Source organism: Chitinibacter sp. FCG-7 (assembly GCF_040047665.1).
GTDB classification, from domain to species: Bacteria; Pseudomonadota; Gammaproteobacteria; order Burkholderiales; family Chitinibacteraceae; genus Chitinibacter; species Chitinibacter mangrovi.
In genome coordinates this window covers 2,539,430-2,560,713 of the sequence record NZ_CP157355.1, presented here as the reverse complement: position 1 = coordinate 2,560,713, position 21,284 = coordinate 2,539,430, and the positions used below count along the sequence as shown (strand labels likewise).

General features: G+C 56.4%; 24 protein-coding genes and 1 tRNA gene. 12 read left to right on the top strand and 13 right to left on the bottom strand.

Annotated features, from left to right (window positions below; genetic code table 11):
• Position 1 precedes the first annotated feature (1 nt).
• The 5 genes from ABHF33_RS12080 (at position 2) to ABHF33_RS12060 (ending at position 4,030) form a co-directional block, all read left to right on the top strand.
• Positions 2-346 carry a hypothetical protein gene (locus ABHF33_RS12080; protein WP_348944195.1) on the top strand — a complete coding sequence of 115 codons (345 nt, stop codon included), beginning with the start codon at positions 2-4 and terminating at the stop codon, positions 344-346.
• Positions 347-424: 78 nt separating this feature from the next.
• On the top strand, positions 425-2,281 hold the full coding sequence (gene hscA, locus ABHF33_RS12075) for a Fe-S protein assembly chaperone HscA (RefSeq protein WP_348944194.1): 1,857 nt from the start codon (positions 425-427) through the stop codon (positions 2,279-2,281).
• A gap of 9 nt (positions 2,282-2,290) precedes the next feature.
• Entirely contained in the window at positions 2,291-2,629 is a 339-nt protein-coding gene (gene fdx, locus ABHF33_RS12070) for an ISC system 2Fe-2S type ferredoxin (protein ID WP_157669737.1), read from the top strand.
• Positions 2,630-2,786: 157 nt separating this feature from the next.
• Entirely contained in the window at positions 2,787-2,981 is a 195-nt protein-coding gene (gene iscX / locus ABHF33_RS12065; protein ID WP_348944193.1) for a Fe-S cluster assembly protein IscX, read from the top strand.
• Positions 2,982-3,094: 113 nt separating this feature from the next.
• On the top strand, positions 3,095-4,030 hold the full coding sequence (locus tag ABHF33_RS12060) for an HD-GYP domain-containing protein (RefSeq protein WP_348944192.1): 936 nt from the start codon (positions 3,095-3,097) through the stop codon (positions 4,028-4,030).
• A gap of 77 nt (positions 4,031-4,107) precedes the next feature.
• On the opposite strand, the gene ABHF33_RS12055 is transcribed toward ABHF33_RS12060, so the two are convergent.
• Complete coding sequence (locus ABHF33_RS12055) at positions 4,108-4,386, bottom strand: hypothetical protein (RefSeq protein WP_157669740.1); 279 nt, start codon at positions 4,384-4,386, stop codon at positions 4,108-4,110.
• Positions 4,387-4,464: 78 nt separating this feature from the next.
• Here ABHF33_RS12055 and ABHF33_RS12050 point away from each other — a divergent pair, with 78 nt between their 5' ends.
• Positions 4,465-4,779 (top strand): DUF2322 family protein, encoded by a 315-nt coding sequence (locus ABHF33_RS12050; protein ID WP_157669741.1) that lies wholly within the window; start codon positions 4,465-4,467, stop codon positions 4,777-4,779.
• Positions 4,780-4,847: 68 nt separating this feature from the next.
• Here ABHF33_RS12050 and ABHF33_RS12045 read toward each other — a convergent pair whose 3' ends face one another.
• Both ABHF33_RS12045 and ABHF33_RS12040 read right to left on the bottom strand, forming a co-directional pair.
• The gene (locus ABHF33_RS12045) at positions 4,848-6,308 is read right to left on the bottom strand and encodes a DEAD/DEAH box helicase (RefSeq protein ID WP_348944191.1); all 1,461 of its coding nucleotides are present in this window, start codon (positions 6,306-6,308) and stop codon (positions 4,848-4,850) included.
• 149 nt (positions 6,309-6,457) lie between these two features.
• Complete coding sequence (locus tag ABHF33_RS12040) at positions 6,458-6,826, bottom strand: hypothetical protein (RefSeq protein WP_348944190.1); 369 nt, start codon at positions 6,824-6,826, stop codon at positions 6,458-6,460.
• 195 nt (positions 6,827-7,021) lie between these two features.
• Here ABHF33_RS12040 and prmB point away from each other — a divergent pair, with 195 nt between their 5' ends.
• The 3 genes from prmB (at position 7,022) to recQ (ending at position 10,237) form a co-directional block, all read left to right on the top strand.
• Positions 7,022-7,930, top strand: a complete 909-nt coding sequence (prmB, locus tag ABHF33_RS12035; protein ID WP_348944189.1) for a 50S ribosomal protein L3 N(5)-glutamine methyltransferase — start codon at positions 7,022-7,024, stop codon at positions 7,928-7,930.
• 199 nt (positions 7,931-8,129) lie between these two features.
• Positions 8,130-8,291 (top strand): hypothetical protein, encoded by a 162-nt coding sequence (locus tag ABHF33_RS12030; protein WP_348944188.1) that lies wholly within the window; start codon positions 8,130-8,132, stop codon positions 8,289-8,291.
• 131 nt (positions 8,292-8,422) lie between these two features.
• Positions 8,423-10,237 (top strand): DNA helicase RecQ, encoded by a 1,815-nt coding sequence (gene recQ / locus ABHF33_RS12025; RefSeq protein ID WP_348944187.1) that lies wholly within the window; start codon positions 8,423-8,425, stop codon positions 10,235-10,237.
• A gap of 240 nt (positions 10,238-10,477) precedes the next feature.
• On the opposite strand, the gene ABHF33_RS12020 is transcribed toward recQ, so the two are convergent.
• From ABHF33_RS12020 to ABHF33_RS12005, 4 genes are all read right to left on the bottom strand, one after another.
• On the bottom strand, positions 10,478-11,398 hold the full coding sequence (locus ABHF33_RS12020; protein ID WP_348944186.1) for a phosphotransferase family protein: 921 nt from the start codon (positions 11,396-11,398) through the stop codon (positions 10,478-10,480).
• A gap of 142 nt (positions 11,399-11,540) precedes the next feature.
• Complete coding sequence (locus ABHF33_RS12015) at positions 11,541-11,969, bottom strand: hypothetical protein (protein ID WP_348944185.1); 429 nt, start codon at positions 11,967-11,969, stop codon at positions 11,541-11,543.
• Positions 11,970-11,992: 23 nt separating this feature from the next.
• Entirely contained in the window at positions 11,993-14,467 is a 2,475-nt protein-coding gene (locus ABHF33_RS12010) for an ABC transporter permease (RefSeq protein WP_348944184.1), read from the bottom strand.
• A 2-nt stretch (positions 14,468-14,469) separates the two neighbouring features.
• A complete protein-coding gene (locus ABHF33_RS12005) occupies positions 14,470-15,192 on the bottom strand; it encodes an ABC transporter ATP-binding protein (RefSeq protein ID WP_432803937.1) in 723 nt (240 codons plus the stop codon).
• Between ABHF33_RS12005 and ABHF33_RS12000 the strand changes: the two genes are divergently transcribed.
• Positions 15,191-15,793, top strand: coding sequence for an arylesterase (locus tag ABHF33_RS12000; RefSeq protein ID WP_348944183.1), 603 nt, complete (start codon positions 15,191-15,193; stop codon positions 15,791-15,793). The genes ABHF33_RS12005 and ABHF33_RS12000 overlap by 2 nt on opposite strands.
• Before the next feature lie 81 nt (positions 15,794-15,874).
• Here ABHF33_RS12000 and ABHF33_RS11995 read toward each other — a convergent pair whose 3' ends face one another.
• From ABHF33_RS11995 to ABHF33_RS11980, 4 genes are read right to left on the bottom strand one after another with little or no spacing between them, the layout of a single operon-like run.
• Positions 15,875-16,453: a BON domain-containing protein gene (locus tag ABHF33_RS11995; protein ID WP_348944182.1), complete on the bottom strand. Its 579-nt coding sequence runs from the start codon at positions 16,451-16,453 to the stop codon at positions 15,875-15,877.
• Positions 16,453-17,043, bottom strand: a complete 591-nt coding sequence (locus ABHF33_RS11990; RefSeq protein ID WP_157315384.1) for a phosphoheptose isomerase — start codon at positions 17,041-17,043, stop codon at positions 16,453-16,455. Before ABHF33_RS11990 ends, ABHF33_RS11995 begins: the two co-directional genes overlap by 1 nt.
• 53 nt (positions 17,044-17,096) lie before the next feature.
• Entirely contained in the window at positions 17,097-17,432 is a 336-nt protein-coding gene (locus ABHF33_RS11985; RefSeq protein ID WP_348944181.1) for a YraN family protein, read from the bottom strand.
• Positions 17,429-18,583 carry a penicillin-binding protein activator gene (locus ABHF33_RS11980; RefSeq protein WP_348944180.1) on the bottom strand — a complete coding sequence of 385 codons (1,155 nt, stop codon included), beginning with the start codon at positions 18,581-18,583 and terminating at the stop codon, positions 17,429-17,431. The genes ABHF33_RS11985 and ABHF33_RS11980 overlap by 4 nt, the downstream gene beginning before the upstream one ends.
• Here ABHF33_RS11980 and rsmI point away from each other — a divergent pair.
• Both rsmI and ABHF33_RS11970 read left to right on the top strand, forming a co-directional pair.
• The gene (rsmI, locus tag ABHF33_RS11975) at positions 18,569-19,441 is read left to right on the top strand and encodes a 16S rRNA (cytidine(1402)-2'-O)-methyltransferase (RefSeq protein ID WP_432803983.1); all 873 of its coding nucleotides are present in this window, start codon (positions 18,569-18,571) and stop codon (positions 19,439-19,441) included. The genes ABHF33_RS11980 and rsmI overlap by 15 nt on opposite strands.
• Before the next feature lie 70 nt (positions 19,442-19,511).
• A tRNA-Leu gene (locus ABHF33_RS11970) sits at positions 19,512-19,595 on the top strand.
• A gap of 235 nt (positions 19,596-19,830) precedes the next feature.
• Here the strand turns inward: ABHF33_RS11970 and ABHF33_RS11965 are convergent.
• Positions 19,831-20,766, bottom strand: coding sequence for a hydrogen peroxide-inducible genes activator (locus tag ABHF33_RS11965; protein ID WP_348946632.1), 936 nt, complete (start codon positions 20,764-20,766; stop codon positions 19,831-19,833).
• On the bottom strand, positions 20,763-21,284 hold the full coding sequence (locus tag ABHF33_RS11960; RefSeq protein WP_348944178.1) for a disulfide bond formation protein B: 522 nt from the start codon (positions 21,282-21,284) through the stop codon (positions 20,763-20,765). The genes ABHF33_RS11965 and ABHF33_RS11960 overlap by 4 nt, the downstream gene beginning before the upstream one ends.

Below are 21,284 nucleotides of genomic sequence, written 5' to 3'. Positions count from 1 at the left end.
CATGAAGACCATCGTTAGCGAAACCGTATTGTGGCTGTTGCTTGCCTGCTTTTGCTTTTTGCAAGCCAAGTTATTACTACCGCACTTTTGCTTCGATGCAACTGATTTAGAAGAATTCGAGAAATGCAACGCAGCGCCAATGATGAATCACCTTATAGGGTCACTAATTGCTGCTCCCGTATTTTTCCTTCTGGCATGGAAAACGCTTGATCGTAATTGGCGTCAGCAAGAAAGGAAGACCGCAATTGAACAAAGCAAATGGGTGCGTCATTGGATTTTGTTGTTTGTCGCAACACCCGGAACATTGATGGCATTCAACTTTCTTGGTCAGTTCATTCTTAGATAATCAAGGGTATATCCCTGAGGCTGTTGCTCATAAATAGCTTCAGGCATATACCTTAATCAGTTTTCAGGATTCAAGCCAATGGCTTTGCTGCAAATCTCCGAACCCGGTCTTTCTGCTGCGCCGCACCAACACCGCCTCGCGGTCGGCATCGATTTGGGTACGACCAATTCACTCGTTGCCACCGTCAAAAGCGGCAGCGCGGTCTGCCTGCCTGACCACGATGGCCGCACACTGCTGCCATCGGTGGTGCATTACGGCAAAGATGACACCTTGCTGATCGGCCACGCCGCGCAAGCGAAGCAAAACGAAGACCCAAGCAATACGCTGGTATCAGTGAAACGCTTTATGGGTCGCGGCATCAACGATATCGCCGATTTGGCAACGCCGTACCGCTTCGTCGACGAGCCAGGCATGCTCAAACTGGTAACGCGCGCTGGCGTCAAAAGCCCGGTTGAAGTCTCTAGCGAAATTTTAAAAAACCTCAAGCACCGCGCCGAAGAAAGCCTGGGTGGTGAACTCGTTGGCGCGGTAATCACGGTGCCCGCCTACTTCGACGATGCGCAGCGCCAGGCGACCAAAGACGCAGCTAAATTGGCCGGGCTGAATGTCCTGCGCCTATTGAACGAGCCGACTGCGGCGGCGATTGCCTATGGCCTCGATAATGCATCCGAAGGCACTTACGTTATTTACGACCTGGGCGGCGGCACGTTTGATGTGTCGATTCTGGAGCTGACGCGCGGCGTGTTTGAAGTGCGTGCGACTTCCGGCGACTCGCAACTCGGCGGCGATGATTTCGACCACCGTATTTATTGCTGGATTCTGGAACAAGCCGATATTCACGGCCCGAACGCCAATGATCAGCGCCTGCTACTCACTCACGCACGCGAGGCCAAAGAATCACTCACCGACCGCGATAGCACACGCATCACTGCCGTACTTTCGGATGGCGCAGTAATTGACCTTGAGCTGACGGCCGAGCAATTTCACCGCATGACCGCGCACCAGATCAGCAAAACGCTGTTGCCGGTCAAAAAAGCACTGCGCGATGCCAAATTGACGATTGAAGACGTCAAAGGCGTGGTGCTGGTTGGCGGCGCAACGCGTATGCCGCATGTGCGCAAAGCGGTACGCGAATTATTTGGCCAGGAACCACTGACCAACCTCGACCCCGATAAAGTCGTGGCGATTGGCGCAGCGATTCAGGCCAATGTGCTGGCGGGCAATAAGGGCGACGATGAATGGCTGTTGCTCGATGTGATTCCGCTGTCGCTCGGTCTGGAAACGATGGGCGGCTTGGTTGAAAAAGTAATTCCGCGCAATAGCACAATCCCAACCGCGCGCGCGCAAGAGTTTACGACGTTTAAAGACGGCCAAACGGCGATGGCGATTCATGTGCTGCAAGGCGAGCGCGAGCTGGTGAGCGATTGCCGCAGCCTGGCGCGCTTTGAGCTGCGCGGCATTCCGCCTATGGTCGCTGGCGCGGCGCGCATTCGCGTCACTTTCCAGGTCGACGCCGATGGCCTGCTGTCGGTCTCGGCCAAAGAGCAATCTTCCGGCATCGAAGCGAATATTGCAGTCAAGCCGTCGTATGGCTTATCGGACGATGAAATCACGCGGATGCTGACCGAATCGATGACGCACGCGCAAGTCGATGTGCAGGCACGCAAACTGGCCGAAGCGCGCGTTGAAGCCGAAAGCATTGTCACCGCCGTCACCGTTGCGCTCGACACCGACGGCCAGCTGATTAACGCGGCTGAGCGCGCCGAGATTGACGCGGCAATTGCAGCGCTTAACACCGCCAACGCTCAAGACGATGCCAACGCGATTATTGCCGCCACCGAAGCACTGAACGCCGCCACCGGCGAATTTGCCAGCCGCCGGATGGATGCCGCGGTTAAACGCGGCCTGGCTGGCCACAAGATTACCGATATTTAAGGATAAAACATGACTCAAATCGTTATTCTGCCCCACGCGACGCTGTGCCCAGACGGCGCGGTGCTCGACGTCGAGCCAGGCACGACCATTTGTGATGCGCTATTGGCTAACGACATCGAAATCGAACACGCGTGTGAAAAATCCTGCGCCTGCACGACTTGCCATGTTTTGGTGCGTGAAGGCTTTAATAGCCTGAATGAAGCAGACGAACTTGAAGAAGATCAACTCGATAAAGCCTGGGGGCTGGAAGCCTGCTCGCGCCTGTCGTGTCAAGCTGAAGTGGCCGATACCGATTTGGTAGTCGAGCTGCCAAAATACACCATCAATCACGCCCGAGAGCATCACTGAGACCGGCGAGACTGGTGTGAGTCGCTCAGACTACCCAGTAGGGGTATATTTCTGTAGGGCTTGTTTAATATAAGCTGCATCCATATACCCAGCATCTATTTTAGAAGAAGCGCTTATTTTTCTCCCGACGCCTTGACAGACAATAGGAAGACAAACAATGAAATGGACTGACACACGTGATATCGCCATCGAGCTGGCCGATAAATATCCCGACGTTGACCCCAAAAGCATCCGTTTTACCGATTTGCGCGACTGGGTTTTGGCGCTCGATGGCTTTGATGATGACCCGAAACATTGCGGCGAAAAGATCCTTGAAGCCATCCAGATGACCTGGATGGACGAGGCAGAGTAAAGCCAACGAGGCCTGCTTGCAAATTGACAATTTTTGTAACAGCGTGAGCTTAAACTCACGCTGTTTTCATTTGCATGCGCTAATATAGCCGCTTGATCAGTCGTATACATTTTATGGCCAGCACACCTCTTTCCTCTTTGCAGCTTATCCGTCAGGCTCGGCTTGATCTGGGTGTCTTACTGAACGATCCGCTGGCTGCCGAGAACTTCACCGCCTCAGTGACCGACATCGTGCAGCAGGTACAACTGGCCTGCCAGCAATCGGCCGAGGTCGCGCTGGGCACTATTTTGCTTGAGCTGGAAACGCCTTACCCGATCCGCCACGCGGTTGACGTGGCGATTGTGGCCGATCTGACGCTGGCCAATCTGGGGCAGAACGCACTGCAACGCAGCTCGGTTGTTGCCGCGGCGCTGACGATGAATATTGGCATGCATGCGCTTGAAGCCCTGCTGGCCGAGCAGGAAGGTCCGCTCACCCCTGAGCAGCGTAGCCAGATGCAAGAGCATCCACTGATTGGCCGCGACCAGCTGCGCATGCTGGGCGTATCCGATATTCACTGGCTCGATTGCGTGGCACAACACCATGAGGCGCCCGATGGCAGCGGCTATCCGCGCAAGCTCAATGGCACCGATATTCATTTCGACGCCCGTCTATTGGGGTTGGCCGACCGCTATTGCGCCATGCTGGCCAACCGCAGTTACCGCCGCCGCCAGCTGGCGGACTCGGCCATGTTCAGCACGCTCAATAGCGGGGCAGGCACTGTGGATCAGAAACTGGCGCAGCTGTTTTTATCGACGCTGGGTCTGTATCCACCGGGTAGTATTGTCCATCTGATTAATGGCGAAACGGCCGTCGTGGTAAGGCGTGGCAAGCTCGATAGCACGCCACTGGTGTTGTCGCTGTTTGATGCCAACGATCAATTACTGGGCAAGCCGGTATTGCGCAATTGCGCTGATTTTGATGCGTCGGTCATCCATGTGCTCGATAGCCGGATTATTGCCGGCCAATTGCCGCTGAGCGAAATCTGGGGCGCACCGGCCCAGGCCTAAAACAATTGGCGAGCAGCAAAGCTGCCCGCCGGATCTGATTGACAGTTAGTTCGGTCTGCGATGATTTGAGCCAGGCATTATTTGTTGACCGCACTCGCTTTACTGGCCATTCGCGCTTTGCGTTTTTCTTCCCTCATGCCGCGCATTTTTTCATGTGCAGCTTTACGCTCGGCTTCAGACAGTACGCCATCTTTATTGCTGTCCATCGCATCAAAACGCTGCTCCATGCGCTGCAAAAAGTCAGCCTTGCTCACATCGCCACGCGGCATTTTGCCGTGCCCATGTCCGTGATCTGCCATGGCCGTGCCAGCCAGCGTTGCAGCAAATACAGCCAACAAAATTGAATTACGCATCATAGTTCTCCTGATTGAAGCGCACCTTGCGCTTGTGTGATATAACGCGTGGACTATTCAAACCGTTGACAAGGTGAACTTATGAATTTTGCCGAACAGCTGGCAACATTAGCCACAGTGGATCATTTAAGCGCCATCGAGCTACTAAATGGCGATGAAGTACTTGCCCGCATCGAGAACAAACCCGGCCAGGCAGGCAGCGTGCGGGTTTACCACGCGCTGTATCAGGAATTTGGTGCCATCAGTAATATTGCCGCGCAGAAAGGGCTGCGCATTTACGCCGAACACACGCTCGATGCCGAGCAAAACCCGGGCAAACACCCCAATATCGACCGGCTATTTCCTATCGCCAACGGCGCAGCGCCACTGGCAGTCCGTCTGATCGGCAAAGATTGAAATACCGGCCGCAAATAAAAAAGGGCCCGAGGGCCCTTTTTGCATGTAATACGCGCTTAAATCCGCCATCAGGCTTGTGGCGTTGCCGAACGCTTGGGCAGAAATAGCGCGGCAATCTGTGGCCCGCGTTTCGGCAGCTTGGGCAGATCGCTTGGAAATGCCGGAATATCCATCGCATCACGCGCTGCCCGTGACGGCATACGCTCGCCTGCTGGTGCGCCATCACGCATACCGCCATCTCGAACATGTCCATCGCGAACCTGCGAATCACGGCGACCAAAACGATCCCGTTCGCCTCGCGCTGCGCCACGGCTAGCACCGCGCTCACCGCGATCCGAACCAATACGCTCGCGGCTGGATTCGCGCTCATCAATAATCTGGATGGTGCCTGGCGAGAAACCGGGTACCGGAATCAAAGGCAGGTCGCGTTTAAGCAAGGCTTTGATGCCGTTGTAGGCTTTGTCTTCTTCGGGTGCGACCAGTGAAATCGCAATGCCGGTCGCGCCAGCGCGGCCAGTGCGGCCAATGCGGTGTACGTAGTCTTCGGGGTTGGTGGGCAGCTCGAAATTCACCACAAATGGCAAATCGGTCACGTCCAGACCCCGCGCGGCCACATCGGTGGCGACCAATACTTTGGTCTCACCGGCTTTGAATTTATTCAGCGCCTCGGTGCGCGCTTTCTGATCGCGGTCGCCATGAATCGCTTCGCAATTAAATCCGGCGCGTTTTAGCTCGCGTGATACTTGCTCGGCACCGATTTTGGTGCGGCAAAATACAATCACCTGACCCATATCATGCACACGGATCAAATGCGCCAGCAAGGCGCGCTTGCGGCCGGTTTCCACCGGATGCAGCTCTTGCTTGACCGATTCATTGGCCGAATTCTGGCGTGCCACTTCGATCTTGACCGGGTTATTCATAAACTCATTGCTGAGCTTGACGATTTCCGGCGCAAACGTCGCCGAGAACAGCAGCGTTTGCTTGCGATTGGTACATAGCTTGAAGATCTCGCGGATGTCGAGAATAAAGCCCATATCCAGCATGCGGTCGGCTTCATCGAGCACCAGAATTTCGACTTGCGACAAATTGATATTTTTTTGCCCAATGTGATCAAGCAAACGGCCTGGCGTTGCGACCAATACTTCGACGCCATTGCGCAAGGCAGGAATTTGCGCCTTGATATCGAGACCGCCGTAGACCACATGGCTGCGCAGACCAGTATATTTACTGTACGTTGCCACGTTGTCGTACACCTGATCAACCAGCTCACGCGTTGGCGCGAGAATCAGCACACGAATCGGGTGGCGCGCAGGCGAAACACTGGTACTGGCGTGGCGAATGATTTTGGTCAGAATCGGCAGCGTGAACGCGGCGGTTTTGCCGGTACCGGTTTGCGCGGCACCTAAAACATCCTGGCCGGTCAGAATGACCGGAATGGCTTGTGACTGGATTGCGGTCGGGTTTTCATAGCCCTGCTCGGCAACTGCCTTTAAAACTTCAGGCGCAAGGCCAAGCGTTGCAAATGTCATACCCATACCACTCCAATGTGCAATTTCAACTAAAGCGGCACTTTACACCAAGCAGGCGCGACTGCCTACCAAAGCCTGTTGATTACGCCGCTAAGCGGGAGAAAAACCGGATAAAAACCAAGCATTTACCACACAGCAGGGGAAAAAGCTTATCTGGCGCGATGCTTGAGAACCAGCGAGATAATTTTAGCCCGGTGATTATCCTTCACATCGCGCAGGCTATCGCCAACCAGCTGGACGATTTTATCCTCGCTGGCCTGCGTATCACGAGCCAGCATGTCAGAGAGCATCAGCTGCTGCAACTGCCAGAATGGCGCATCACACAGGCTAAGCGTCGCCTCGGCAATAAATGCAGCCGAGGCAATGCTGTCGATTTGCAGCTGCAGCTCCTGCCGGATACAGCTGCGCCATGTGTCAATCGCAGCGCTGACACGCTGCTGCCCGGCATCGAGCGCCGGTTCTGCCCAGGCCGCAGGTGCCAGCAGGAAAAATAAAGCCATCAGCCATTTGCAGTTCACACGCACTCCCCAACATGCAAATCACGCCGTCGATCCGGCGCAAAAAGAGCGATATTCTAATCACAAATTTGCTGCAAACCCACAGCAAGCGTTCAAGCCAAGACACTGGCCTAAGCTTGAGGGAAAACATTGGTGCCATCACTTAATGGCAGTACACTATCGGCTCTTTGTTAATCTCCTGCCTGGAGCCACCGAATGTACGAAACTGCCCGCGAATACCTGACCACCGTGCGTGATTTGCACCGTTTTGCCGTCAGCCGATTCAATGCTGCCGAGCTGTTTTATGGCCATGGCACCAGTGAAGCATGGGATGAAGCGGCGTATCTGATCCTCTCAACGCTCAAATTGCCTATCGATCGGCTTGAGCCGGTCTTTGACGCCCGGCTGCTGCCTGAAGAAGTCGAGCTGGTACTCAATATCCTGCAAGAGCGAGTGGTCACGCGCAAGCCCGCGTCCTACCTGACCAAAGAAGCTTATCTGGGCGATTTCAAATTCTATGTAGACGAGCGCGTGATTGTGCCGCGCTCCTTTATTGCCGAGATTTTGCTCAATGAAGGGCTCGAGCCGTGGCTGGAATACCCCGAGCTGATCCATAACGCGCTCGATTTGTGCACAGGCTCTGGCTGCCTGGCCATTTTGATGGCGCATGCTTTCCCTGATGCGGCGATTGACGCAGTTGATCTCTCGCCCGACGCGCTGGATGTCGCGGAAATCAATGTGCTCGATTACAACCTGGGCGACAGGATCGATCTGCTTGACTCGGATCTTTTTAGCGCCGTGGAGGAGATAAAGTACGATCTGATTATCTCCAACCCGCCGTATGTTGACGCCCACAGCGTGGAAGAGCTGCCACCCGAATACCTGCACGAACCAGAAATGGCGCTGGGTAGCGGCGAAGATGGCCTCGATATTACCCGCCGTATCTTGTCGGAAGCCACGCAGCATCTGAATCCGCACGGCATACTGGTCGTTGAAATCGGCCACAACCGCGACGTACTGGAAGAGCAGTACCCTACCTTGCCATTTGTCTGGCTGCCCACCGAATCAGGCGATGGCTTTGTGTTCTTGCTCACACGCGAAATGCTGATCGAAGCCGGTTTGTAAGCTTGGTCCTCCCTGTTGCATGACGAAATACGACAGGGAGCCTCTATTTAAGCACCTTCTGCAAGCAACCAAACCCTCCATCATCTGCTTTCGCCACTTGTAGGTTTTTCCCCTCTTTTCGTGCTTTGCGCATTGCACAAGAAACAAAGCTGAATTTATACTGACGCCAACTTAATCTTTGACGTGGGCTCATTCAATCATGCTGGAATTTCTGATCATCACGCTCATTGTACTGGCCTGTTTGCCGTTTATTCCCTGGTCGCGTTTTAGCAAAAAAAAATCCTTGCTCGATCAGGATCTGCACCCGCTGACCACGCAGGCCGCTCCCTTGACAATCGCACAACCCAAACAAGAAAACTAAGGGTATATCGCCACCAGCCAAGGCCAACAAGCTCTAAAATCAAATACTCACCATCTGTATAAGTAGATCTTCCTCCCGCCTGATCTGATTTCAACGACGATCAGGCGCAAGCGGCGTACAATAGCGCCGTCATGCAAAACACCTCTCCCAATACGCCCGCCCTGCATTGCCTGGAACACGTCTTTGGCTACCGCGCCTTTCGCGGCGAGCAGGAGCAGATCGTCAATACCCTGTGCGCAGGGCAAGATGCGCTGGTTCTGATGCCCACTGGCGGCGGCAAATCGCTGTGCTACCAAATCCCCGCTTTGGTGCGTGAGGGCTGCGCGATTGTTGTCTCACCGCTGATTGCGCTAATGCAGGATCAAGTCGAAGCGCTCAAAGAATTGGGCGTGGCAGCCGCCTTTTTGAATTCAACGCTGGATGCCTCTGCTGCGCGCGTAGTAGAAAATGATTTTCTCTCCGGCCAGCTCAAGCTGCTCTACGTCGCGCCCGAGCGACTGATGACGACGCGTTTTCAGTCCTTGCTGCGTCAAGCGCATATTTCGCTGTTTGCGATTGATGAAGCGCATTGCGTGTCGCAATGGGGGCATGATTTCCGCCCTGAATATCTGGCGCTGTCGATTCTGGCGAGCGATTTCCCCGGCATTCCGCGCATCGCGCTCACCGCAACGGCCGATCACGCCACGCGCGCCGAGATGAAACAGCGGCTGCAGCTGGAAAACGCGCAGGAATTTGTCGCCAGTTTCGATCGGCCCAATCTGCGCTACACGATGGTTGAGAAAAAAACGGCTCGCGACCAATTGCTAACCTTCCTGCGCCGGGAGCACGAAGGCGACTCGGGTATTGTGTATTGCCTGTCGCGCAAAAAAGTCGAAGACACCGCTGCGTGGCTGCGCAGCAAGGAAATCAGGGCACTGCCCTACCACGCTGGGCTCGATGCCAGCACGCGCGCCAAGCACCAGCAAATCTTCCTGCGCGAAGAAGGCGTGGTGATGGTGGCGACGATTGCCTTTGGCATGGGCATCAACAAGCCCGACGTACGTTTTGTCGCGCATCTGGATTTGCCCAAATCAATCGAAAACTACTATCAGGAAACCGGCCGCGCCGGCCGCGATGGTCTGCCCGCCAATGCCTGGCTCGCGTATGGCTTGAACGATGTGATGTTGCTGGCCGAAATGATCGAGCAAGGCGGCAGCCCGGAGGAGCAAAAACACGTTGAGCGCCGCAAGCTCGACGCCATGCTCGGGCTGGTGGAAGCCACCGAATGTCGTCGTTCGGTGTTGCTGGCCTACTTCGGTGAAGAGGCTGCATCGTGCGGTAACTGCGACAACTGCCTGAATCCGCCGCAACTGGTTGAAATGTCTCAGGCCGCACAAAAAGCATTATCGTGCGTTTATCGCACCGGAAACCGCTTTGGCGTTGGCCATCTGGTCGATGTGTTGCGCGGCAAAAGCAATGCCAAAGTCATTAGCAATCTCCACGACAAAATCAGCACCTTTGGCATCGGCAAAGACATCGACGAAGCCAGCTGGCGCGCTGTTTTCCGCCAACTGCTCGCCAAAGGCGCATTGCAACTCTCGCCCGACGGCCACGGCGGGCTGCAACTCACCGACGCAGCGCGCCCATTTTTAAAAGGCGAAAACCCGCTCTACCTGCGCGCGCGTACCGAGAAATTCAGCTATCGCGGCGACAAAGGCAGCGAATTCAGTTCCGAAGCCGATCAGGCGCTGTGGCAAGCATTGCGCAAACTGCGCAAGCAGCTGGCCGACGAAATCGAAGCCCCCGCCTACCATGTGTTCGGCGACGCAACGCTCAAAGAAATGGTTCGCCTGCGCCCGCTCGACCATTACGAGCTCTCGCGCATCAGCGGTGTGGGTGATCGCAAGCTGGAAAAATACGGCGACGCATTTTTACGCGTACTGAACGAGAATTATCTGGGGCTGTGAGACGTGAGACGTGAGACGTGAGACGCGAGACGTGAGACGTGAGACGTGAGACGTGAGACGGCAGAATACTAACCCTAGGTATAGGAACCAAGCTATTTATTATCAATAGCCTCAAGAAGATACCCTTCAAATCAACACCGTAGAGCGTCGTCGCCGCAGGCACTACGCCAGACCTCAGCATTTCAGGCGTATTGCCGCTACGCGTCAAATACGCCCTACCTCACTGAAACCGCGATGATCTTATGACATTGGCGCTACCGCTGCCGCATCAAGCAAACGTTGCACCTTGCTCAGTTTGCGCATTAAAGTGGCCTCATCGCAGACACCAGTCTGTGCTACCTGATGTATATCGCTGAAGACGGCAAAGAAAGCCAGCCGCAGGCGTATACCCGGATCAAAGTCTGATTTAGTCAGATAATTGCCCAGCAATTTCAAATCCGGCCGCACGGTATCGAGCTGCACCAGATCCAGCTCACAATGGCTAAAACGCACCATACCCGGATCAATCACGCCGCACAGGCGGTGCGTGTCCGGATTTACCAGAAAATTGGCCGCGTGCGCGTCGCCATGGATGATGCTGCTGGTCTGGCGGTTTGACAGCGGCAATTGCGCAAATTTGCCCGCCAACTCGATCAGGTCGTCGCGCAGCGGCTGGCTGATCCATTGTGCCGCGTTGTGGCCATTGAGCCAGACAATACGCGCCTGCAGATCGGCCTGATAGGCAGCGGCAAACTGGCTGTGCCATTGCCCGGCTTCGTCCTGAAAACCCATTTCGCAGCTAATCGCGTGCAGGCCGCGCAGCCAGTCAACAAAATCATCGGCAAAGCGGTCGATTTCAATGGGCGATTCCAGCTCATGGCTGGCGGGAGCCCCGTGAATATACGTCAGCACCAGCGCTTCGCCTTGCTGGCCGGGCTGATGTACGGCGATCACTTCAGGCAGCGCCAGACCATGCACGTATTGGCGCAACTGGTTGAGTGCCTGCGCCTCACGCTGCGCCTGATGAGGCTGGCGGTAGCATTTGAGCACGGCACGCAAACGCCCCACTTGTACCAGATACACGTCGGCCTGAAAGCCGGTAATTTTTTCTACGGCAGTCGCGTTTCCGCCCAGATAGCTCTGGCACAAGCGCTCAACCTGCCCTTGCTCAAGAATAAACATGACTCACCACCTCAGATCAATATTAAGGGTGAGCATGCGCTTAGCTGGGGTAGCATATTTTGCGCTGGCACAAATCTAGGCACAATAAAGACGTGAAATTATTACCAGTCCACCAGATTTACTACCGCGTAAGAAATAAAAATCACACCAACTCAAGATGATCAGCAAGATACCTTGCAAACTTGAAGGACTCATTCTCTGCCGCATCATCAGCAATGGAGAAAAGAGTCTCGAAGAAGAACTCAAGACCCATTTCATCAATCTCCGACGACTGCTCGTCATAAAGACAACAAAGAACCAGTCGCGTCGAAAATTGGGCTGGTGAATTTCTCTCTTGCCTATCAAACAAGTGCCAAGCAGTAGTGCGCGCCTCTAAGAGTGCATGACCATCTATTTTTCCGCTCAAATAATCCAATGCACATTGAATCAATTCAAGCAACAACGACTTCAGGGGCGGGGATACATTGCATTCAACAAAAATCGCAATATAACTTGTCATTGCCTGATGAATTTTATCAAACGGCAACTCAGTCCCTTTGTCCAACAAAACCAAAAATTCATCAAAATCCACATTAAGCCCCATACCCGTTTGATTTAATCCGCCTGCAGCATCAGCATGGGCGTTGTCCTCGCCAGCGCGAGCAAGCGTCGCCCGACTGTTAAAGCGGTTAGCATCATGCCGGCCACGGCGGAGTACAGCGGTAAAGCCCAGTTGATAAGCCACGGCAGATTGAACACGCTGTAGGCGATATACCAGGCGCCAATGGCGGCAACCAGACCGGCCATCAGGCCTGCCACGGCACCGAGAAACAGGCTTTCCAGCCACCAGATTTGCGCAATGCGCCGCGTACTAGCGCCCAGCGAGCGCATCAGCGCTGCTTCGCGTCGTCGCTCGGCCTCATTGGTGTCCAGCGCCGCCAGCAATACCGTCAACCCCGCCAGCACGCACATCACAAACACCAGCCGCAGGGCGGCTGACGCCAGGCTAATCACCGATTCAACCTGCGCCAGCACCTGCCCAACGTCGATCACCGTGATATTGGGCATGGAGCGAACCAGATCGGGAATCAGCTGCGGCTGCGTTTTGGGCAGATAAAAGCTGCTGATTGCGCTGCTGGGCTGCTCGCGCATCATCACCTCGGAGCCGATCACAAAGAAATTGGCGCGAAACGAGCCCCAGTTCACCTTGCGCAAATTCACCACCGGCGCACTCACCGGCACACCGGCAATATCAAAAGTCAGTACATCGCCCAACCGGATGCCCAGCTGCTCGGCCAGCTCGGCCTCCACCGACCAGCCGGGTTGCTGCTGATTGAGCGGCGGGCCTTGCACGCGCTGATTATCAGCGCGTTCGTCCTCGCCCCATGACAGATTGAATTCGCGCTCGGAAAGCCGCCGCGCGCGTGGCTCGGCATAGCTATCGGGTTTGACGATCTGCTGATTGTGCAGCACCCAGCGGCCACGGATCATCGGTTGCACCTTGGGCTGCGGCAATCCGGCCTGCACAAATAGCTGGCTAAATTGCGCCTGCTGCTCGGGCTGGATATTCACGGCAAAATGATTGGGCGCATTGGCGGGCACCTGCGCGCGCCAGGCCGCGAGCAAATCGTTCTGCACCACGGTTAATAACCATAAACCACATAGCCCGAGGGTTAGCGCGGCCAATTGCGCCAGCAGCAAGCCGGGCTGGCGCAGCATTTGCCGCAAGGCGATTTTGGGACTACCGCGCTTGAAGTAGCGCTGCATCAGGTTGAGCACGCCGTAGCAGAGCAACGCCACCAAAGCCAGCGCCAGTACAATACCCCCACCGACTATAGCCGCGAGCTTTATATCCTGAGCTATCTGCAGCAAGATACCCACCATGGACAATACAGTGATGCCGTATTGCCAGACCCAATGCACATTCACGCTCAGATCACGGCGCAACACGCGCAAAGGTGGCGTTTTGGCCAGGGTCAGTAAAATCGGCCCAGCCGAGCCGAGCAACAGCACCAGGCCGAGCAAGCTGGCCCAGCCCCATGGCCATAGCGTACCGGCAGGCAGCGGCGCAGGCAGTTGATCGGCGATCAGCCAGACCAGCGCCGTCTGCGCCAGCCAGGCCAGTGCGCCGCCCAGTACCGCAGCAAAACCGGCGAGCAATAATAGCTGGCTCAGCAAAATAGCGCGCACCTTACGCTGGCTCGCGCCCAGTGTACGCAGCAAAGCCACGGTATCAAAGTGCCGCAAGGCAAAGCGCCGGGCGGCCAGCACAATCGCCACCGCTGCCAGCACGCCAGCCAGCAGCGCGGCCAGCCGCAAAAAGCGCTCAGCACGATCAATCGACTGCTTCAGCTCGGGGCGCGATTCACGCACGTTTTCCAGGCTTTCGCCGCGCGCGAGCTTGGGCTTCATGCTCGACTGCCACTGCTCAACCTGCGCTTCTTCTCCGGCCACCATCAGCCGGTATTTCACCCGGCTGCCAAAGCCGAGCAAGCCGCTGGCGGCCAGATCGGCCTCACTCATCAGCAGGCGAGCTTGCAGGCTGGAAAAATCAAACGCCGCGTCAGGCTCGCGATCAATAATGCCGCGTACTGTCAGATTGAGCTGGCCAACTTGGATCGTTTGCCCGGTCTTGACACCCAGCACCGCCTGCAAGCGGGCGTCGATCAGCGCTTCGCCGCTGCGCAGCATTGCATTTTGTGCGGGCGGCAGCAGAGCCAGTTTGCCGCGCAAGGGATAGCTGGCGCTGGCGGCTTTCACCGAAGCCAGACTCGTTTGTTCGCCAAAGCTGACCATCGACGGAAAGGTGGCCGTGCTGGCCGTTTGCAAACCATACTGTTGCGCCAGCTGCGCTGCCGTCGGCGCAATGACATGATCAGACACCAGCACGGCATCGGCCGCCTGCAATTGATTGGCCTGCCCCAGCAGCAAGCGCTGTACGCGCTCGGTCAGCATGCCCACGGCAGTGAGCGAGGCAATCGCAATGACCAGCGCCAGCAGCAGTGTTTTGTATTCGCCCGCCGCCATGCTGCGCGCAAACAGCCGCCAGTGCAGGCGTAGCGGAGCCCAGCGTGTCGCAAGGTTTGCCATGATTACACCGCCGTTTCCAGTAATGTGCGCTCGTCAGCCGCCAGCCATTCGGTGATCTGGCCCGCCTGCAAGCGCAGCAGGTGCGAGCAGCGCGCTGCCAGCGTTTCATCATGCGTCACCAGCACCAGCGTGGTGCCCATTTCGCGGTTTAGATCGAACAGCAAATCGGCGATCACCGCACCGGTGGCACTATCGAGGCTGCCGGTAGGCTCATCGGCAAACAGCACGGCCGGTTTGGGCGCAAAAGCGCGCGCCAGAGCCACGCGCTGCTGCTCGCCGCCCGAGAGCTGACGCGGCAAGTGATCGGTGCGATGCGCCAGCCCTACCCGCTCCAGCCAGTGCGCAGCGCGCTGCTCGGCGTCGGTAACGCCTGCTAGCTCCAGCGGCAGCATGACGTTTTCCAGCGCGTTCAGCTCGGGTAGCAATTGAAACGATTGAAAAACAAAGCCCGCCAGCTGGCCGCGAACTTTTGCCCGCCCGTCTTCGTCCAAAGCCTGCAGCGCATTTCCCTGCAGCAGAATATCCCCTTGCGTGGGCAAGTCGAGCCCGGCCAGCAAGGCCAGTAGGCTGGATTTACCCGAGCCCGAACGCCCGACAATGGCCAAACTGGCGCCAGCTGGTACACTGAAATCAATATCGTGCAAAATGGTCAGCGATTGGGAGCCGGTATCAATGTGCTTGTGGACATTGCGCACCTCAATCATGCTTGGAGTCAGATCGGACATGTTCAAACGCATCCTTATCAGTATTGGTAGCGCCCTGGCGATGCACGCAGTGCAGGCGGCAGAACCGGTTATTCTGGTGTTTGGCGACAGCTTGTCGGCAGGCTATGGCATCGCCGCCAATCAGGCTTGGCCCAAACTGCTGGAACAAAATCTGGCAAAGCAGGGCAAAAAATACCGGATCGTCAATGCCAGCGTCTCAGGTGAAACGACTGCCGGAGGACTCACAAGGTTCCCCGCCAGCCTGAAACAGCATCAACCCAAGTGGGTGATTCTGGCGCTGGGCTCCAACGACGGGCTACGCGGCCTGCCGATTGCCAGCATGAAACAGAACCTGGGCAGCATGATCAAACAGGCGCAAAACGCAGGTGCCAAAGTGCATCTAATCGGTATGCAGATGCCGCCCAATTACGGCGCCAGCTACACCCGGCAATTTGCGGCGGCGTATCCTGAGCTGGCCAAAACATACAAAGTCAGCCTGAGCCCGTTTTTGCTCGAGCCGATTATTCAGCAAAACCGCTATTTCCAGCCCGACCAGCTCCACCCCACGGCTGCAGCACAGCCGATTTTGCTGCAGTACATTCTGAAAGACTTTCAAATATAAAGGGGTATATACCTGCAAGCTAATATTGAAAATCGCTTCAGGCATATACCCCCATTGTTACGGGTTGGCGCAAGCGCCAGTCTATTGCGGCAAAGGTTGCAGCGGCTGCACCAGCTTGACCACGCGGCTTACGCCTGAGACTGAGGCGGCAAGATTGGCGGCTTTATCGGCCAGCGCTGGCTGACTCATGCCGAGCAAATACACGGTTGAGCGCTCGGTAATCACCTGCAGATGCACGGCCGAAGCATCACCTGCTGCGGTGAGCAATGCGCTCTTAACCCGGGTGGTCAGCTGGGTGTCATTCAGGCGCTCGCTCGTCGTGGAAACCGGCCCCACATACAGCTCATTAAATACGCGTCTGGTTTGGGCAAACGAGCGGGCGATTTCCTCGGCGCGCGCTTTGGCAGCGGCATCGGGCACTTCACCGGTCAGCAAAACCTGACCATTGAAGGTATTCACCGTAACGTGTGCCCTCTCTTTCCATTCATCGACCAGCCGTGCGCTGATATTGGCACCCAGCGTCGTGTCCTGTTTGATCGTCAGACTCGGGCGCGGATCAGAGCCGATCCAGGCCCCAACGGCCACGCCACCGGCGACCACCAGCGGCACGCAGGCGCTCAGGCTGCTGACCAGCAAAGCGGCAGTTATCAGACGTTTCATTAATCACCTCCGAGCAACATATAGTCAACGGCATCACACAGCGCATGAATCGCCGTGATATGCACTTCCTGAATCCGCGCCGTGCGTGGGTGGTTGACACAGATGTTGACGTCGTCGCCCGTCATCAGATCGGCGATCTGCCCCCCATCGCGGCCGGTGAAGGCCAGCACCGTCATCTGCCGGTCGTGCGCAGCATGAATGGCCGAAATCACATTGGCCGAATTTCCCGAGGTGGAAATGGCCACCAGAATATCGCCAGCGCGACCCAGCGCATGCACCTGCTTGGAAAAAACCAGATCAAAATCATAATCGTTGGCAATCGCGGTGAGCGCCGACGAATCGGTTGTCAGGGCAATCGCAGGCAAACCGGGGCGTTCGCGCTCGAAGCGGCCGACCATTTCTGCGGCAAAATGCTGGGCGTCCGCCGCCGAGCCACCGTTACCGCACGCCAGGATTTTGCCATCGGCAATCAAGGTTTGAACCACTTTTTCGGCAGCCAGCGCAATGGCCGGGCTGAGCACCTCCATCGCTGCCTGCTTGGCAGCAACGCTTTCCTCGAAATGCTGCTGAACACGTTGAATCAAATCCATGGTTTATCCTTTTTTATTTGCCTTGGCGCAATAGCCGATACGGTTCATCCGGCTTAGGCGCTAATGCAGTTTTTCAGCCAGGAAATGGTCTGGCCATCGATACAAATGGCATCAAACCGGCACGCAGGCGGTGATTTGATGCCTTGCAAATACTGTTGGGCACTGGCCCAGAGCTTGGCCTGCTTGGCCGGGGTAATACTGGCCGCAGCGCCGCCAAAACGGTTCGATTGGCGCATGCGAACTTCAACAAAAACCAGCTGCTTGCCGTCTTGCGCCACCAGATCTATTTCACCGTGGCGGCACGACCAGTTGCGCGCCAGAATGGTCAGCCCGTGCTCGATCAGATAGGCCGCAGCCTGCTGCTCGGCCAGCTGGCCTTTGTCATTCATCGGCTGCCATCCGGCTGGCCCATGGTTCTGAGCTGCATATCGCGCTGAACAATATTATCGGTGCCCAGACTCAGGATGCCGGTGACGCCGTCCAGACGCTCAAGCTGACCCCCTGCAGACAAGATGGCGGCAATTCGCCACGCATCAAGCCCCAGCGCAAACAATCTCTCCAGATCATTCGAACTCGAACGCACTCTATCGTACAACTCGTAGCCTTCCTGGGTAGGGTTGGCCAACCAGGGCATGTCCAGATATTTGATTCCAGCCAGGTCAATCAGCGTGGTAGCAGGCAAACGTCCGGGGTTGATCTGGCTGGTGGCATAGATGGCGCGCTCATTACCCAGAAATGGCCGGATTGCCCGGGCTGCCTTGGCATCCATCGCCAGAAACACGGCATCGGCCGACACCTCGGCCAATTGCGCTTTCAATTGCACCGCATCACGGCGCGGATTGGCAATGGTAATCATCACCGGCTCGCCGCCAGTGTGCCCGCGCCAAGCGGCAACAAAACTTTGCGCCAGCCGCTGGGCAATTGAATCCCCTGTTTGCAAAACAACCACCTGTTGCAGGCCATCAAGCTTCATTAATTGAGCGGTTGCCGCAGCATCGGCTTCCACGCCCAGACCAAAACTATAAAGCTTGCCTTGTGGCAAGGTAGTGGCGTCAAAACCATTGAGCGCGATCACCGGCACGGTCAAATCGGTACTATCGGCCAGAAAATTAAGCGCCGACTTGGTCAAAGGGCCAATCACCGCCACCGCGCCACCGTCCACCGCTTTTTGGTACTGAGCCTGGACGTCTTCTTCCTTGTCGCTGGTATCAAACATTCGCAGCGGTGGCGAATCACCACCGCCGTGCACGCGCTCAGCGGCCAGAACACCGGCACGAATCTGGTCTACCGCCGGTTTGAACGCCTTGGCATGGCCGGGCAGCAAGAGCGCGATATAACCTGTTTTGGCCGCAGTCACTTCTTCCTCGGCGTGCGCAACAGTGGCCGTGACGCCTAGCGAGACGTATAGTAGCGCACTCATACCCGCAAGCCGGGCAACAAATCGGGCTGCGTCAAACGACTTGATGGCGGCCGCTTTTGCCAAAGTAGCCGCAGCGTCAACGGTTTTGATCTGCGAGCCAAGGAGATTTTTTACGTGCATAAGCCTGATATTCCTGTCAGCAAGTCTGCATTATATGTGGTTGCCACGCCAATCGGTAATCTGGGTGATATTACCGAACGTGCACTGGCCGTATTAAAGCAGGCCGATGTGATTGCCGCCGAAGACACGCGCGTCACCGGGCAGCTGCTCAAGCAGTTTGGCATCAGTACGCCGATGATTTCGGTTCGCGAGCACAATGAGCGCACGATGGCCGAAAAAATTGTCGCTCGTCTGGCCGCTGGCGACACCGTGGCGCAGGTTTCGGACGCGGGCACGCCTGCGGTCTCCGACCCTGGCGCGGTGCTTGCGGCGGCGGTCCATGCAGCGGGCTTTCAAGTTATTCCGGTTCCGGGCGCGTCAGCACTGACCAGCGCCTTATCCGCCAGCGGTTTTAGCTGCGCCCATAGCCTGTTTTACGGTTTTTTACCGCCCAAAAGCAAGCAGCGACTGGATGCACTAACGGCACTGCGCCAGCTGCCCTACCTCACGGTGTTTTACGAAGCGCCACATCGTATTGCCGAATGCGTTGCCGATATGGCCACCGTATTTGGCGGTGAACGTGAAGCCGTGCTGGCGCGCGAATTGACCAAAACCTATGAAACCATCCGCCGTGCGCCACTGGCCGAGCTGGCGCAATGGATTGCCAGCGATAGCAATCAGCAGCGCGGCGAAGCGGTGATCGTGGTCGATGCCGCTGCGCCCGAAGAAAAAGCCGAAGGCAGCAGCTACGACAGCTTGCTGGCGCCATTGCTGGCCGAATTGCCGCTCAAGCAGGCCGTTTCGCTAGCACAAGCGATCTCGGGTGCGCCGCGCAACGCTCTGTACGAGCGTGCGCTGGCGCTGAAAAACGCCGGCTAGCAAAAAAATCGCTCAATGCGCTTGCCAAGCGAGCGCTTTGTGTCTAATATGCGCTCTCTACACAGCACCTGCCCAGGTGGCGAAATGGTAGACGCAGGGGACTCAAAATCCCCCGCCGCAAGGTGTGTCGGTTCGAGTCCGACCCTGGGCACCAGCAAACAACCCGCACAGCAATCTGGCGGGTTTTTTGTTGCCTGCAAGTTTTAAACATCTACAGGTATATCGCCATAACACAATCAGGATATAGCCTTTAGAGCAATACCCTATCTACAGTAGAATTCCAGACCAGTCATTCCACAGCAAGGCACGAAAACCGGAATTAAATAAAAAGGGCCTGATTTTCATCAAGCCCTCACATCCTGCTTACCCCATATGACCCGCTACGCGAATCAGGCGATTTCCGCTTCGTGCAACCAGCTCACCTTGGGCATGCTCGATTGCAAGATGGCCTGCCGCAGAGCTTCGATGGCCGCCAGACGTGGAAAATTGCGTCGCCAGGCCATCACGACGCGCCGTGTGGGCGCTGGCTCGGCGAACGGACGAATGCTCAGCAGGGCGTCGTCGGCGGCGCTGACCGAGGTCGCAGGCAACACTGTCACCCCGATACCGCCCGCCACCATATGCCGGATCGTCGTCAGCGACGAGCCCTGCAAAGTACGCTGCAAGCTACCGTGACTCATGCTTTCGCGGTTCAGATCGGGGCAGGTTTGCAAGACCTGATCGCGGAAACAATTGCCGGGCGAGAGCAGCAGCACATTTTCTTCGGCTAATTGTTCGGCAGAAATTTCGGCAAATTGCTCCCAGGCATGCCCCCGAGGGGTAGCGACCACAAAGCCTTCTTCATAGATGGCTTGCGTGGCAATACCCCCTTCATGAAATGGCTCAGCCACAATTGCAACGTCGATCTCGCCTTGTTTTAACATTTCTGCCAGCCGCGAGGTGTAGTTTTCTTCGAGCAATAATTGCATCTGCGGTGCCAGCGTGCGCAGCTGCGGAATCAGGTGCGGCAGCAAATACGGGCCAATCGTGTAGATCACGCCCAGACGCAGCGTACCCGCCAGCGGGTCTTTCCCCTGCTCGGCCAGTTGCTTAACGACCGAGACTTCTTCGAGCACGCGTTGCGCCTGCTCGACAATGCGCTCGCCATTGGCCGTCAGCGTCACATCGCCCGAGGAGCGCTCGAACAAAGTCACGCCCAGCTCGTCTTCGAGCTTTTTCACCGCCACCGACAAAGTCGGCTGCGAAACAAAACAGCTATTGGCAGCGCGGCCAAAATGGCGCTCACGCGCTACAGCAACAATATATCTGAGCTCGGTAAGGGTCATCGCCATTGATTCCGACGGATTTCAGTCAATTGGCGACGCGCCAGCAGCCACGTCACCGCCACCAGACCTAGGCAAGCCAGCACAATCCAGATCGGCATGGTGATGCCCAAAATCGTAAAGTCGATATTGGCGCAATCGCCCACCGGACGAATTACCGCAGCAATCGAGCCAGGCAAGGCATTGAGGTCAATCGGAAACGGCAGACTTGAAGCACACGAAACAGAAGGATCTTTCGGGCCATACTGCATCCAGACATGGCGCAGGCCGGTGATCGCACCGAACAGGCCCCACAGAGTCAAAATGCCAGTGTAAACATAAACGCCGCTACGCTTTTTAGGCGGAAAAATCGCCGCCAACAGGGCAAACAGGCCAAAACCGATAATCGCAATGCGCTCGTACACGCACATCAGACACGGCATAAGCCATTGATAAAACTGGTGATAGAGCGCGAAGGCAATCATGCCCGCACAGGCGATAAACAGGATGCCAAAACCGGGCCGCCAGCCAAGACGATACAT